The sequence below is a fragment of the Epilithonimonas zeae genome (genome assembly GCF_900141765.1).
Classification (GTDB): domain Bacteria; phylum Bacteroidota; class Bacteroidia; order Flavobacteriales; family Weeksellaceae; genus Epilithonimonas; species Epilithonimonas zeae.
The window spans coordinates 584,096-598,735 of sequence record NZ_FSRK01000001.1 but is presented as its reverse complement, the minus strand read 5'-3'; the positions used below and the strand labels follow the sequence as shown (position 1 = coordinate 598,735).

The window sequence follows — 14,640 nt, the reverse complement described above, 5'->3', positions numbered from 1 at the left end:
AAAAAACACAAATTATGAATTTCGACTTTGAGCAAAATTACATTCTAGAAAATGAAGTTGTAAGATTAGAGCCTATTAAAACTTCTGATTTTGACGTTCTACTAACCTATTCTGAAAATGAACCAGAGATTTGGAAATTCAATGCTGGCGGCGCAAACGGAAAAGATAATCTTGAAAAATATATCTCTAATGCAATTTTCCAAAGAGAACAAGAAAAAGAATACGCATTTATAATCTTTGACAAAAGGACAAATAATTATGTCGGAAGCACTCGTTTTTATGGGATTTTTTTAGAAAATCAAACCATTGAAATTGGTTACACTTGGTATGGAAAAGAATACCAAGGAACGGGAATCAATAAAAATTGCAAATACTTGTTATTAGAATTTGCTTTTGAAAAACTGAATATGGAACGTGTTGCCTTTGCTGCAAACAGTAAAAATTCCCGAAGTTTAAATGCAATGAAAAGTATTGGCTGTGTTGTAGAAGGCATTCTGAGAAATTGCAGTAAGGATGCTGAAGGAAATAGAATTGACGTCACAAGACTGAGCATTTTAAAAAGCGAATGGTATGAAACAGTAAAAACAAAATTAAAAAATAGCACAGAAAGCCTTGTAAGAAAATAAAAAAAGCCTCGAAAATTAGTTTTCGAGGCTTTTACTTTTATCAATAAACATTATTTACTCAACAACAAAGAAACCCATTCTTCCCTCTGGATTTTCTTCTCAAGCTTCAGATTTTGTTCTGTGCAGACTTCCAGAATATCATCAACATCGAAGAAGCAAAGTCCGGAAAGCAACAATTTTCCACCATCTTCCAAGACGGAAACATAAGTCGGAATGTCAGAAATCAAAATATTTCTGTTGATGTTTGCTAAGATAATTTCGAATTTTTCTTTGCCAAGATTGTCAGCAGTTCCCAATTCGATATCCAATTCCACATTATTACGCGTTGCATTTTCTTTGGAATTCTCTACAGACCATTCATCAATATCGATGGCAACAGTTCTGCCCGCTCCTTTTTGTTTTGCGAAAATGGCCAACACCGAGGTTCCGCAACCCATATCAAGCACTTTTTTGTTCTCCAAATCCATATCCAACATTTGTTGAATCATCAGGTGCGTCGTAGGATGATGCCCGGTTCCAAAAGACATTTTCGGCTGAATCACAATCTCGTGCATTTCTGGATTCGGTTCGTGAAATTCTGCTCGGATTAGGACTTTATCTTCCACATTAATTGGTGAAAAATTCTTTTCCCATTCCTCATTCCAGTTGATATTTGGCATTTCCTCGTAGGTGTATGAAATCTCAACTTCATCATTTTGCAGAAGGTAAATATTTTTCAAATCCTCTTCTTTAAAAAGGTCTTTTTGGATATAACCAAGAATACCGTCATATTCTTCTGTGAAGCTGTCAAAACCAATTTCTATCAGTTCTGCCATCAATATTTCGTTCCAGGGTTGAAGAGGTTTTATTTTGAAATTGAATTCCAGGTAAGCTGCCATTGTTTAATTTTTTGCAAATTTAGGTTATTTTGATAGACATTTCGACAAGCTTAATGTGACAACTCTTATCCTAACTTCAGTGTTGTCAGACTGAGGCTCTCGAAGTCATTTTACAAAATTAATTCATTTTAATTTGATAAGTAAATCCGACGTGAAACCATCTTCCCGGCATTGGAACTAGATTGGTTTCTACATACTTTGCATTCGTCAAGTTATTGATTAAGACATAAAAATTAAGGTCTTTGATTCGGAAATTAAGTTGTTCATCAAGAATATTATAACTTCCAAGATTCACACGTTCCGAATATTTGTAAATCAATTGATTGCTGAAAAATTTCAAAAACTTCACATCTAATTGTGCCACAAACTGATGTCTCAGATTCTGCAAAGCGTATCTGGAAAGCTCCTCATTTTTGTATTGATTATCAAGATACGTGTAGCCCAAACGGTAATTAAGGAAAGAAAATAATTGATGTTTAAATTCTGTTTCGAAACCTTTAAGATGAATCTTTCCTACATTTTCAGCTTTCCAAGGACTTTCCGGCGTTTCTTTCAACCAATCGATTCCATTGTTTGTATTTCGGATGAAACCGCTGACTTTCGCCAATATTTTTTCATTCTGAAATCGATAACCTAATTCTGATGAAATCGCACTTTCAGGAACCAAGTTTGGATTTCCAATTTCAGCCGGACTCACGTAATACAAATCGGTGAAAGTCGGAATCCTGAAACCTTTCGAAACCGCTCCAAACACTTTATGATTGGGATTGAAAATAAACCCAACATCCATCCCAGGATAGAAAAAATTCTGACCCGAATAATTTGCCAAACTCGCACCAGGATTGACTTCCAGTTTCTGATTAAAGAATCGGAATTGATGGTCAAAAAATACCTGCGTCACATTCCGTTCTCTGTCGCCAAGATTACTGCTCGCAAGAAATTCTTTCCTATAATCAACACCAATTCCCGTGGTTCCAAGTGATGATTCATAACTCGCATTCACGGTTCCGCCAACATTATTTCCGATGTGCATATTTCTGTAACCACCTGGATTTGAGCGTGTGTACAGATACATATCCTGTCCTCTTCGCCAATAAACACTAGAGTTGACAGACAATTGATTAAATTTCTGCTGATACTGCAAACTTACCACAGAAGCCTGCGTTTCCTCATATTGATTAATGGCTGAAGGCGAAGCATAAAAACCATTCGCCCCAAATTTCTTTTCAGAAAAACCAGCCTGTAAACTCAGACTTCCTTCATTCAGTTTTAATTTATTTTGATAGAAGAAATTCCTGATTTGATAATCTGTATTGAATCGATAACCATCGGAAGCGCCATTGCTAATTGTAAATAGATTGGTGAATTTCTCCGAACCAAAAGTTGCAGAAGCCGACAAATCATAAGTTTTGAAATCACCGCCTTGCGCTTTTATCGTCACTTGTTCTTCGGAAGATGATTTCGTAACGATGTTGATGACACCTGCGTAAACATTCTGTCCATAGAGTTTTGCTGATGAGCCTTTCATAATTTCCACCCTTTCCACCGCCGAAATATCAAACGGAAGATTGAAGGTATTATGTCCAGTCTGCGAATCATTCATTCTAATGCCATTCACCAAAATCAAAACCTGCTCAAACGAACTTCCGCGAATTGTAATATCACTCTGAACACCGTTGGAACCTCGTCTTTTGATATCCAACCCAGAATGGAATTGCAACAATTCATCGATGCTGGTTGCTGGACTGTTTTGGATTTGTTGCTTGGTTATAACTGTCACATTTTCATTCACATCATTATAAGGAATCGATAAAAACCGACCCTGTAAATTGACCTCATCAATTTCATTTTCTTTGTTCTGTGCTAAGCCGTTGATTGACAAAACAACAGCCGACAAAGCCACAATTATTCTCTTCATAGTTTAATTTCCTTTTCAGATAATCGGGCGCAAATATAGAGATTCACTTGAGTTAAGTTGCTAAATTCATTAAGAAAATCTTAATAGTTTTTAATACAAAAACTTACCCGAAAACGATTAAATTTTGCGTAATTTTGTGGGTCTTATTTTTACTATGGCTACAACAACCGACATCGATATCAAGAAATTTCTTTTCGTTAAAAATGCGCACCTTAACAATCTGAAAAACATAGATGTTCTGATTCCAAAGAACAAACTAATTGTGATTACGGGGGTATCTGGAAGTGGAAAATCATCTCTGGCTTTCGACACCATTTATGCCGAAGGACAAAGGCGTTATGTGGAAAGTTTGAGTTCATACGCACGCCAGTTTTTGGGCAAATTGGAAAAACCAAAAATTGATGACATCAAAGGTTTGGCTCCGTCAATTGCGATTCAGCAAAAAGTGATTTCGTCCAATCCGCGTTCTACGGTTGGGACTTCTACGGAGATTTACGATTATATGAAATTGTTGTTCGCCAGAGTTGGAAGAACTTATTCACCAGTTTCCGGAGAGGAAGTAAAAAAAGACAGCGTAACGGACGTGATTGATTTCATCAAGGCTTCCAAAAAAGATTCTACCTTTTTACTTTTGACGCCTTTGACATTTGAAAAAGAAACATTTGCTGAATTACTGAAAACCCTTAAAGTCTCAGGATTCACGAGGTTGGAAGTAAATGGAAATCTTGCTGGTATTGAGGATTTGGAAAGTTTCGGATTCACGCCTGAGAAAGATATGACGATTAATCTCGTGATTGATAGATTCAGTTACGAGGAAGATGAGAATTTCCTGCAACGTTTGGCAGATTCTATCCAAATGGCTTTCTATGAAGGCCACGGCTATTGTTCACTTAAAAATACGGATACAGGAAATATCCGTGAATTTTCTAATAAATTTGAATTAGACGGCATCGTTTTCAATGAACCAAATGTTCATTATTTCAGCTTCAACAATCCTTACGGTGCTTGTCCGACTTGTGAAGGTTACGGAAAAGTGATTGGAATTGATGAAGATTTGGTAATTCCAAACAAAAACTTGTCGCTTCACGAGGATGCAGTCGCTTCTTGGAAAGGCGAAAGTATGAGCGAATGGAAAAAGGATTTTATCAAAAAAGCTAAAGATTTCCCTATCCATAAGCCTTATCATCAATTAACGAAAGAACAGAAACAATATCTTTGGAAAGGCGACAAAACGAAAACATTCCCGAGCATTGATAATTTTTTCAAAATGCTGGAGGAAAATTTATACAAAATTCAGTACAGAGTTATGCTTTCGCGTTACCGTGGAAAAACACTTTGCCACGAATGCGAAGGTCTTAGATTACGAGAAGAAACAAGCTGGGTAAAAATTGACGGACATAATATCCAATCCTTGATTGAACTACCTTTGGACGAATTGCTTCCATTAATCAAATCTTTAAAACTCAACGACCACGACAGAGAAATCGCCAAACGTCTGACTTACGAGATCGAAACAAGATTAGAGTTTTTGACTAAAGTTGGTCTTGGTTATTTGACATTAAACAGAACTTCGAACACGCTTTCCGGCGGAGAAAGTCAGAGAATTAATCTGGCGACTAGTTTGGGAAGTTCATTGGTTGGTTCTATTTATATTTTGGATGAGCCAAGCATTGGTCTTCATTCCCGAGATACCGAAAATCTGATTGGTGTTTTGAAACAATTGCGAGATTTAGGAAATACCGTGATTGTTGTAGAACACGATGAAGATGTGATGCGGGAAGCAGATTATATTATCGATATTGGTCCGGAAGCGGGTTATCTGGGTGGCGATTTGGTTTTCAGTGGCGATTATAAAGCGATGATGAAAGCGGATACTTTGACCGCAAAATATCTGAATGGCGATTTGGAAATTGAAGTTCCAAATAAACGAAGAAAGACAAAAGAATTCATCGAGATAAAAGGCGCTCGTCAAAATAACTTGAAAAATGTAGATGTCAATGTTCCTTTAGAATGTCTGACCGTTATCACAGGCGTTTCCGGAAGTGGTAAATCGACTCTGATGAAAGAAGTGATGACGAATGCCATTCAAATTCAACTTGGAATGGGTGGAAAAAAAGCGGATTATGATTCGGTGGCATTTCCTTCAAAATTGATTCAAAATATTGAATTGATTGACCAAAACCCGATTGGAAAATCGTCGCGTTCCAATCCAGTCACTTATCTGAAAGCTTACGACGATATCCGTGACCTTTTTGCCAAACAAAAATCAGCGAAAGTTCAGGGTCTGAAACCAAAGCATTTTTCTTTCAACGTAGATGGCGGGCGATGCGACGAATGTAAGGGTGACGGCGTGATTACCGTTTCAATGCAGTTTATGGCGGATATCGAGCTGGAATGCGAACATTGCCACGGAACGCGTTTCAAAAAAGAAATCCTAGAAATCAAATACGACGAGAAAAATATTTCGGATATCCTTCATATGACGGTTGACGAAGCGTTAGAATTCTTCAAGGAAAACCACGAAGAGAAAATAGCAACCAAATTAAAACCTCTTCAGGATGTTGGTTTAGGTTATCTACAATTAGGTCAATCTTCTTCTACTCTTTCCGGAGGTGAAGCGCAGAGAGTGAAGTTAGCCTCTTTTCTTGTGAAAGGTGTGACGACGGACAAAACGTTATTTGTATTTGATGAACCTTCAACAGGTCTGCATTTCCACGATATCAAAAAATTACTGAAATCGCTTCAGGCATTGATAGAATTAGGACATTCTGTGGTGGTGATTGAGCATCAGCCCGATATTATCAAATGTGCCGACCACATTATCGACGTTGGCCCCAATGCAGGAAAATACGGTGGCGAAATTGTTTTCACAGGAACTCCGGAAGATTTGATTAAAGAGAAAAAGTCTTTTACCGCTAAATATATTGCGGAGAAGTTGAAATAAAAAAGAGAGTCATTTGACTCTCTTTCTTTTATAAGTTATACAAAAACGGACTTTTCTTAAAATAAGTTTCGTCATCAATCTGAGAAATCAAAAATTCCGATAAATCATTGGCACTGATTTTTTCCCAAATGCAATCATATAAATTGGTTTCAGTTGCAAAACTTTCATCAGTTTGAATTATCAAAGGTAATCTTACCAAAGTCCAATCCAGATTGCTTTCCGTCAAAAGTTCATATTCTTTTTGTTTATCCAAAGTCGTTTCAGGATAATTCTGATACATCCATTCGGTTGCCATTTTCACTTTTTCATTTTTATTATCAAACGGTGTATTAACGTTTAAACCTGTTATCACGATATATCTTTTGATTTCATTAGATTTCATAGATTGGATAACATTTCTCGTTGAATCAGAAAATATTGATTTTTCTCCTTTAGGCTGACCAATTGTACTGATTACAGCATCGCAAGTTTTTATTAATTCATTAACTGAATCATAATCTCTTGCATCGCCTTTTACAATTTCGAGCAAAGGATTTTGAATAGAAAATTTTTCAGGATTTCTTAATAGTAATTTGATTTGAAAACCTTTTTCAAGAAGTTTCTTTACGAGAAAGCTACCCGCTTTTCCTGTACCGCCAATCACGGCAATTTTATGTAGTTTCATTATGTTCTCTTTATATTATTGTTGGAAAATAGAATTTTTAAGAATCAATGAAAAATTGATTCTTAATATTCAAGCCTTCACAGAATTGGGCTTGATAAAATGTGATATTTTTATAAAGAGATTGTAATGGAACAAAAATATCAAATTATTTATAAGTGCAAAAAGAGCTGAAATGATAAGTTATCCACAAAAAAATGTGGATAAGTATGAAATTTTAACATTCAGTTTACATTTCGTATTGTTTTTCTTTCTAAATTTACAATAGAGATTTAGGAAATGAACACAAAATTTGCTTTTGACCCAATCGGAATTACTCAAATTAAATTTGATATAAAAATTTAAAGGATAGCATTGTCGGCTGTCCTTTTTTGTTGTTGTCTAACTAAAAAAATGAGATGTTTATCTACTGAACCGGCTTCTAAAGAGTCGGTTCTTTTATTGTTAGATTTTTCAAAAAAATAATTTCTCGTAGATTTTTTGATTGTGCAGATTTATTTTCAGCATTTTCAATCTGCAAAATCTGAACAATGAGCGAGAATTAAAATATTCAAATCAATCATTATAAAAAAAGACCATCTCTTTCGAAACAGTCTTTTCATTTTCATTTTTACAATTTACTTATTTAGAAGCATTGACATTAATTCCAATTTCTATGTCTTTGCTGATCATCCATTCAGCTGGGTCAGTTTCATCAGTCCCGAATTTGATTCCCCAATCCGCTCTGTTCACAGTAAATTTAGCTTCAATAGCCGCTTTTCCTTCAGCAACAGTTACTTTCGCAGGGAAAGAAACATTAAGTGTTTTTCCTAACAATGTCAGGTTTCCGCTCACAGTTTTGTTAGCACCCGCAACAGCATCTTTTGGAAGTTCTCCAGCCAAGTCTGCTACCGCAGTGATTTTGAAATCAGAAGTTGGTTGTTTTTCAACATCAAAGAAATCAGCATTTTTAAGGTGTGCTTCCAGGTCAGCTGGTTTTTTATCAGCCTCCGTTACAGATGCAGGATCAACTTTCAAAGTTGTCATATCGATTACAAAATCTCCGGAAGTCACCGCATCATTTTCAACTGTAATTTCTCCAGATTTCAGGTTAAGTGTTCCCCATCTTGGTGCAAATCCACCTTTGTGGAAAGCTTTCCAGTTCACGTTGGAGGTAGCCAAATCTACTTTGTAAGCTTCACCAGTTTTTGCTGCAACTTCCTGTGCATCTTTTACTGTTTCTTTTTTGTCGTTACAAGCTGTGAACATCAAAGCAGCGCCTGCCAATGCTAATACCGTTAATTTTTTCATAGATAATATTTTAAATTAATTATTGTTTTTCTTGCAGCAAAAATAAGACCTTAAATCCTCTCCCTACATTGATGTACATCAAGAAAGTAAATCATCAAAATTATTTGGGCAGCTTTATCCGCCTTCCACTCTCGCTATTTTTTGCCGTCACCCAATTCCAGTCACAAAAAATGAGCTCCGTTCAAGTCGGGCTGCATAAGATTCTACGTTTTAATTTACATTTAAATTTAACACAATATTCCTTTCATTAAAAAAATTCATAAACAACTGAATATCAATATAAAAATATTTTAGTTAAAATTCAAAAATATGAAAATCAGGCATTAAATTTGATAATAAATTTTAACTTAATTAACATTTTTTAACAATTTAAAATCTTTGTTTCCAATGAAAAAAACTTTTGCTGAAAAATCAAATCATTTGGTTTTTCTTGGGACTGCTGCTTTAATCGTTAACGCAGTATTTTTTTTGAATTCCTGTAACAAAAAATCAGAACAGGTGGCAGATTCAAAAACAAATTCAGAAAAAGTTGTCACCAAACCAGCAAAAGTGATTTCCACAAAACCCGAAATTCCTGATGACCCCAACAAACGTTATATCTATCTAACCTTTGACGATGGCCCAAATAAAGGAACGGAAAACCTTCTGAAAATCATTAACAAATATCAGATTCCTGTAACGTCTTTTATCGTAGGAAAACACGCTTATGATAGCAAAACGCAGGCAAAAAACTTGAAAGAATTAGAAAACCACGAGTTGGTAGAATTGGCCAATCACAGCTATTCTCACGCAGAAAACAAATACTCTGAGTTTTATAAAAATCCGGGAAAAGTAGTCCACGATTTTGACAGAGCCAAAGACAGTATAAAATTCAAGAACAAATACGCCAGAACGCCCGGAAGAAATATCTGGAGAACTTCTGACATCAACAATACCGATATCAAAAGTTCTAAAACTGCAGCGGACGAATTGCAAAGAACTGGCTATGTCCTAGTAGGTTGGGATCTCGAATGGAAACCAGACAATACAATGAAACTGAAAGGCTCTCATCAACAAATGGCAAAACGTGTGGATAGTATATTCTTCAACGATTTGGAAAAGACTTCCCGACATTTGGTTTTTCTGACGCACGACCAGTATCTTCAGGATGATGATTCGGTAAGGGAATTGGATTTGTTTATTTCCGGTTTGCAGAACAGCAACCGTTTTGAATTCAGAAAAATTTCGGATTATCCTAAGATTAATAATATTTTAAAATAAGAAAATCTTCTTTTTTTCATCTCGCTGATTTAGCTAATTTCGCAGATTAATTACCATAAGAATCAGCTTAATCTGCCAAATCAGCGAGATTTTTAATTTCATTCAAATTCCTTAGAAACGCCTAATCCAAACAATGCAAAATCATAGACTGCCGGGTCATTAGAATTATATTTTCTAAGAATCAAATCCAATTCCTCCACAGCTTTCCAATCATTTTGTTTTCTGGTAAGAATTCCTAATTTTCTGGAAACATTAGCCGTGTGAACATCCAAAGGAATCGACAAAAACTTTGGGTCAATCTTTTCCCAAATTCCAAAATCAACACCTTTTTTATCTTTACGAACCATCCAACGCAGAAACATAATCAGTCTTTTGGAAGCCGAATTTTTGTAAGGCGAACTCACATGTTTTTGTCCTCGATGGTTTTCTGATATGAAATGATTTCTGAAACGTTCAATGGAATGAGAGAAGTTGATTTCGTTTTCATTAATCAAAAAAGCATCTTCCAGACTTTCAAACCGAGTATAAATTCGTCTAAAATTCTTTAGAAAGAAAATAAAATCTTCGTGATTGAAAGTTCTGTGAATCGCTTTTTGTGGAATTCTTTGTAAATCAGAATCGGTAAAATTCATCACAAAATCGTACGGCGAATTTCCCATCAATTCCATCATTTTGTTGGCGTCATTAATAATTGATTTTCTGTTTCCCCAAGCAATGCTGGCAGATAGAAATCCTGAAATTTCAATATCCTGTTTCAAAGAAAAACGATGTGGAATCTGAATTGGGTCATCGGTAATAAAATCTGGAGAATTGTAGAGTTCAGCTTTCTCATTCAACAAATCGAAAATATATTTTTCTTTCAAAATCATTGTTCAAAAATACGAATTGTTTTTGTTGCAAATCGAAGATTCGACAAGTCAAAGGTGGAAGAGAATTAATCTTGAAAATAAAAAAGTCGCAAAGTTCTTATTGAAAAGATTTGCGACTTAATATAGATATTGGCTTTACCAACATTTCGGTGCTTCGCACCTCATTATTTATTCTATTTGATAGATTTCTACCAATATTTTGCGACATTGTCGCTTTGCAATTAAGACATCAAAATATTAATCTAACATCTAGCATCCTTTTTATCTCCCAATCACTTCTGTAATTGGGTTTCCAACATTCCCACTAGGAAACTGAATATGCAGCAAAGCAGAAACAGTTGGAGCAATATCAGTCATAAAATAAGGCTTATTACTTTCTCCATGATTGATTCCCCAACCCATAAAAATCAATGGAATATGAGCATCATAAGAATTCCAAACGCTGTGTGTTGTTCCTTTTTTAGCATAGGTCGGAAGCATAGAATCATGAGAAATCAATTGGATATCACCACTTCTTTCCCTATTGATTCCGTTAATAATCCTTTGTTTGATAGGTTCCGGAATTGTAGCTTCCTGAACTTTGGTTGTAGAAACTGCATATAAAACTGTCGGGTCTTTTTCAAGCTCGTTAATTGCAAAAGCTTTGATGGTTTCAAGGTCTAACTTGTTGTCAGCAATTAGTTTTCTATCAAAATAGATTTGGTAATTATCAACACCATTAATTAATTTATCAACTCCAAATTTCTCTTTCAACTTCGCAGTCATATTTTTTTCCATTCCTTCTCCAAAGAAGCCTGTAGCAATCTTATGTTCTTGTAAAAATCCTACAGAATGCGCGCCACCGTGGTCAGCAGAAAGGAAAACGGTATATTGCCCTTTACCAACTTTGTTATCAAGATATTTGAAAAACTCAGCCAAATCTTGGTCAAGTCTAAGATAAACATCTTCAACCTCTATGGAATTTGGCCCAAATTTGTGTCCTGCATAATCTGTTGATGCAAGGTTGATTGCTAAAATATCTGTGATATTATCACTTCCCAACTTTTCGCCTTCTACAGAAGCCTCAGCCAACTTCAATGTCAACGTATTTCCAAAAGGCGTATATCGGATATTATCTTTTCTCGATTGATAATCTGCCGGTAAATTAATGTAAGGAAAAGTTGGCGTTTTCGCACTTCCCAACAAACCTTCCCAATCAGAATTATCGGGAGAACTTTCTGTGTATTGATTAATTGGCAACAAAGTATCCCACCCATTTGCAACTAATTTATCCGGAATATTTTGGGAATTAAATGACTTTATCCATTCCGGAAGGTCATTCATATAATAAGTACTCGTGATGAAATTTCCAGTGGAATCATCAAACCAAAAAGCGCCAGTCGGTGTATGACCTGCAGGTAAAATAGAAGCTCTATCTTTCAAAGAAACACCTATTACTTTCCCTTGAAAATTGGTTGCTAATCTTAACTCGTCCGTAACCGTTGTTGACCAAAGATTTTTTGGAGAATGACTTCCTACTTTAACATTAGTTGTTCCGACAGGTTTTACACTTTCGTCTGTTGTACAATAGACATTTTTACCTGTTTCTTTGTCTGTCCAATCATTCCCAGCAATCCCGTGAATAGCAGGAACCGAACCTGTATAAATTGATGTATGACCCAAAGCTGTTACAGTAGGAACATACGGAATATGAACATTGTTAAGAGAATATCCGGAATTTAGGAGTCTTTTGAAACCATCATTCCCGAATTTGTTATAATAACGATAAAGATAATCCCACCTCATCTGGTCTACTACCAAACCAACGACCAATTTTGGTCTTTCTAGTTCTGTATTTTTTTTCTTCTGTGCATTCAGGGTGATTACAGTCAGAAAAGCAACTGTTGCAATCGTAAATTTCTTTAACATTTTAAAACTTTTTATTGATTCCAAATTTACGGCTTTCAAAAGTTTTGGGAAAAGAACTTCTTTAATTTTAATTTAAATCCTTATCAACTAGAAACAAAAAGAACGAGCAAGTGCCCGTTCTCTTTAATTTATCATTGAAAATTTATTTACTTCCGCCTGAGTTTTTCTCGACATCGGTTTTAGTATTTTCCTTTACTTTTTGATTTCCGAAACGTTTTACAAAAGTGAGCGAGAATCCGTACCAATCCCATTTGTTATAATTTCGAATCATCCCTGTTGAACTGTAAGTTGTATTGTCTACACTTGGTCTTTTGAAGATGTTCATCAATTGAAGACTGGTTTCAATTTGAGAATTTGGGAAAATCTTGGTTACGGAGATGTTATGAAAAAAATTGTATTTATTCGCAACAGAGTTTCCGTAATTCTGATTATCAACACTGAACCAACCACTGATATTGATGTTCTTATTGAATAGATTAGTATAAGAAAGATTGGTAGAACCACCGATATAACTGATATAGTTGTTTTCCTGATTCAGTCCATTTTTTCTATTGAAATCGCTGTTATCAATATAATACCAACCGATTCCGAAATTAACATTCAATTTATTTTTGAAGAGATTCTGATTCGTATTGGCAAAAAGATAAAACTTCTCAACCTTTCCTTTGAAATTTTCCGACACTGAAATTGTTTTCCCATCTTCTTCTACAAATTTGTTCCAATAATCCTGGTCTGTAAACATATATCTTGCTGATAAAAAATACTTTTTGAATAAACCGAACTTCAGTACTACTCTATCACTTGGATTAGGAAGCAAGTCCATATTTCCACGGTAGTACATCCCATTATTTCCGGGCAAAACAAACGGGTTGAATTCCGAATACCAGGGTCTCCAAAGGCTGTGGTTGTATGTTAGACTCAAATCATAGTTCGGTGAAAAAGCATACTTCAGTAGAAGATTAGGCATAAAAGTTCCGTAAGAATTTTTTCTTTCATTAGCATTTTCATTGATTTTGTAATCAATATGCTCATATCGTAAACCTATCCTTGTCTCGAGTTTTTCAAAAAAAGTTTTACTGTAAGTGAAATATAACGAGTTGATATTGTCTTTATATCGGAAATCACTAATTGCATTATTAGTATTATTCAAAAAATCAAAATAATTATTTGGAATAACATTATTATTAAAATCAATTTTTCCACCAACTTCCAAGGTTCCGCCATTTTTCCCCAAAGGTGTTGTATAATCTACCTTTACGTAATAATTTCTAGTCTGATTATAAGAATCGATTCTATAAAAATTTGGAATCAAAGCTGTTTCATTGAAAATAGTATTTCCGTTATCAGAATCATAATTGATTCCTAAGTTGACATCCAGAATTTTATTTTTCTCCTTGTCATAGTATTTATAAAAAAGATTACTGCCAAGTGTTTTCGCAACTGAAGATTTTGTCATATCCTGAACAAAAGTATCCTGCAAAACATTATCTATATAAGTTGTACCTTCGGAATTGGAAGTAGAGTTTCTTTTTCCCTGGTAGTATTCTAGGACAAGCCCTACATTGTTTTTATCATTGAGCTCAAATTCTGAAGTTGATGATACCGAAGGATTTTTATTTTTGAATATACTTTCCGCATCAATATTTTTTACTGTTTTGGTATCATAAATAGTGTTGACAGAAAAATTTTGTGTGATAAAAATATTGTCTCCATAACTTCCTCCAAACGTCTGAGTGAAATTCTTTTTATGATAATTAAGATTCAAACTTCCATATTGGTTGTTCTTAGTATTCTGCGTATTAGTCAAAGAAATACTTCCTTTCAAACCTTCATCGTCACGCTTTTTCAGAACAATATTAATAACTGCTCCGGTTGCTTCATATCTCGAAGACGGACTTGTAATGACTTCTATTTTCATCAGGTTATCCGCAGGAATTGTTTTGAGGTATTCCTTCAGTTCCTTACCCGTGAAAACCGATTTTCTGTCGTTGATATAAACCGTTACAGATTCCCCTTCTGCCCTCACATTATCATTGTTATCAATGCTAACCAATGGCGTCATTCTCACAATATCCCAAGTCGTATTTCCTGCAAGAATAGAACTGTTTTCCACATTAAAAACGGTTCTATCGGCTTTGCTTTGGACAGTCGGTTTTTTAGCAACCAAAGTCACAGATTCTATTTCCTTTGATTTTATAGTGTCTTGAGTAGATTGTGCTAATAATAAAGTAGTTGAGAGTAATCCTAAGGAGGATAACAATAATTTCATAATTTCGTTTTGCTTAT

10 protein-coding genes are annotated in these 14,640 nt (G+C 35.0%); 3 read left to right on the top strand and 7 right to left on the bottom strand.

Annotated features, from left to right (window positions below; all coding sequences use genetic code 11):
• The first annotated feature begins 14 nt into the window (after positions 1–14).
• Positions 15–626 carry a GNAT family N-acetyltransferase gene (locus BUR19_RS02625; RefSeq protein WP_074233377.1) on the top strand — a complete coding sequence of 204 codons (612 nt, stop codon included), beginning with the start codon at positions 15–17 and terminating at the stop codon, positions 624–626.
• Positions 627–676: 50 nt separating this feature from the next.
• Here the strand turns inward: BUR19_RS02625 and prmA are convergent, their stop codons facing one another.
• Both prmA and BUR19_RS02615 read right to left on the bottom strand, forming a co-directional pair.
• Complete coding sequence (gene prmA, locus BUR19_RS02620; protein ID WP_074233376.1) at positions 677–1,504, bottom strand: 50S ribosomal protein L11 methyltransferase; 828 nt, start codon at positions 1,502–1,504, stop codon at positions 677–679.
• 118 nt (positions 1,505–1,622) lie between these two features.
• Positions 1,623–3,422 carry a TonB-dependent receptor plug domain-containing protein gene (locus BUR19_RS02615; protein WP_074233375.1) on the bottom strand — a complete coding sequence of 600 codons (1,800 nt, stop codon included), beginning with the start codon at positions 3,420–3,422 and terminating at the stop codon, positions 1,623–1,625.
• A 154-nt stretch (positions 3,423–3,576) separates the two neighbouring features.
• Here BUR19_RS02615 and uvrA point away from each other — a divergent pair, with 154 nt between their 5' ends.
• The gene (uvrA, locus tag BUR19_RS02610; protein WP_074233374.1) at positions 3,577–6,366 is read left to right on the top strand and encodes an excinuclease ABC subunit UvrA; all 2,790 of its coding nucleotides are present in this window, start codon (positions 3,577–3,579) and stop codon (positions 6,364–6,366) included.
• A 28-nt stretch (positions 6,367–6,394) separates the two neighbouring features.
• Here the strand turns inward: uvrA and BUR19_RS02605 are convergent, their stop codons facing one another.
• Both BUR19_RS02605 and BUR19_RS02600 read right to left on the bottom strand, forming a co-directional pair.
• Positions 6,395–7,030 (bottom strand): NAD(P)-dependent oxidoreductase, encoded by a 636-nt coding sequence (locus BUR19_RS02605; protein WP_074233373.1) that lies wholly within the window; start codon positions 7,028–7,030, stop codon positions 6,395–6,397.
• Positions 7,031–7,648: 618 nt separating this feature from the next.
• Positions 7,649–8,317: a YceI family protein gene (locus BUR19_RS02600; protein WP_074233372.1), complete on the bottom strand. Its 669-nt coding sequence runs from the start codon at positions 8,315–8,317 to the stop codon at positions 7,649–7,651.
• 387 nt (positions 8,318–8,704) lie between these two features.
• Between BUR19_RS02600 and BUR19_RS02595 the strand changes: the two genes are divergently transcribed.
• Positions 8,705–9,577 (top strand): polysaccharide deacetylase family protein, encoded by an 873-nt coding sequence (locus tag BUR19_RS02595; protein ID WP_074233371.1) that lies wholly within the window; start codon positions 8,705–8,707, stop codon positions 9,575–9,577.
• A 98-nt stretch (positions 9,578–9,675) separates the two neighbouring features.
• Here BUR19_RS02595 and BUR19_RS02590 read toward each other — a convergent pair whose 3' ends face one another.
• The 3 genes from BUR19_RS02590 to BUR19_RS02580 all read right to left on the bottom strand — a co-directional run bounded on the left by BUR19_RS02590 (position 9,676) and on the right by BUR19_RS02580 (position 14,623).
• Entirely contained in the window at positions 9,676–10,446 is a 771-nt protein-coding gene (locus tag BUR19_RS02590) for a TIGR02757 family protein (RefSeq protein WP_074233370.1), read from the bottom strand.
• A 261-nt stretch (positions 10,447–10,707) separates the two neighbouring features.
• Entirely contained in the window at positions 10,708–12,354 is a 1,647-nt protein-coding gene (gene pafA, locus BUR19_RS02585; RefSeq protein WP_074233369.1) for an alkaline phosphatase PafA, read from the bottom strand.
• Positions 12,355–12,496: 142 nt separating this feature from the next.
• Positions 12,497–14,623, bottom strand: coding sequence for an outer membrane beta-barrel protein (locus BUR19_RS02580; protein WP_074233368.1), 2,127 nt, complete (start codon positions 14,621–14,623; stop codon positions 12,497–12,499).
• Positions 14,624–14,640: the final 17 nt, after the last annotated feature.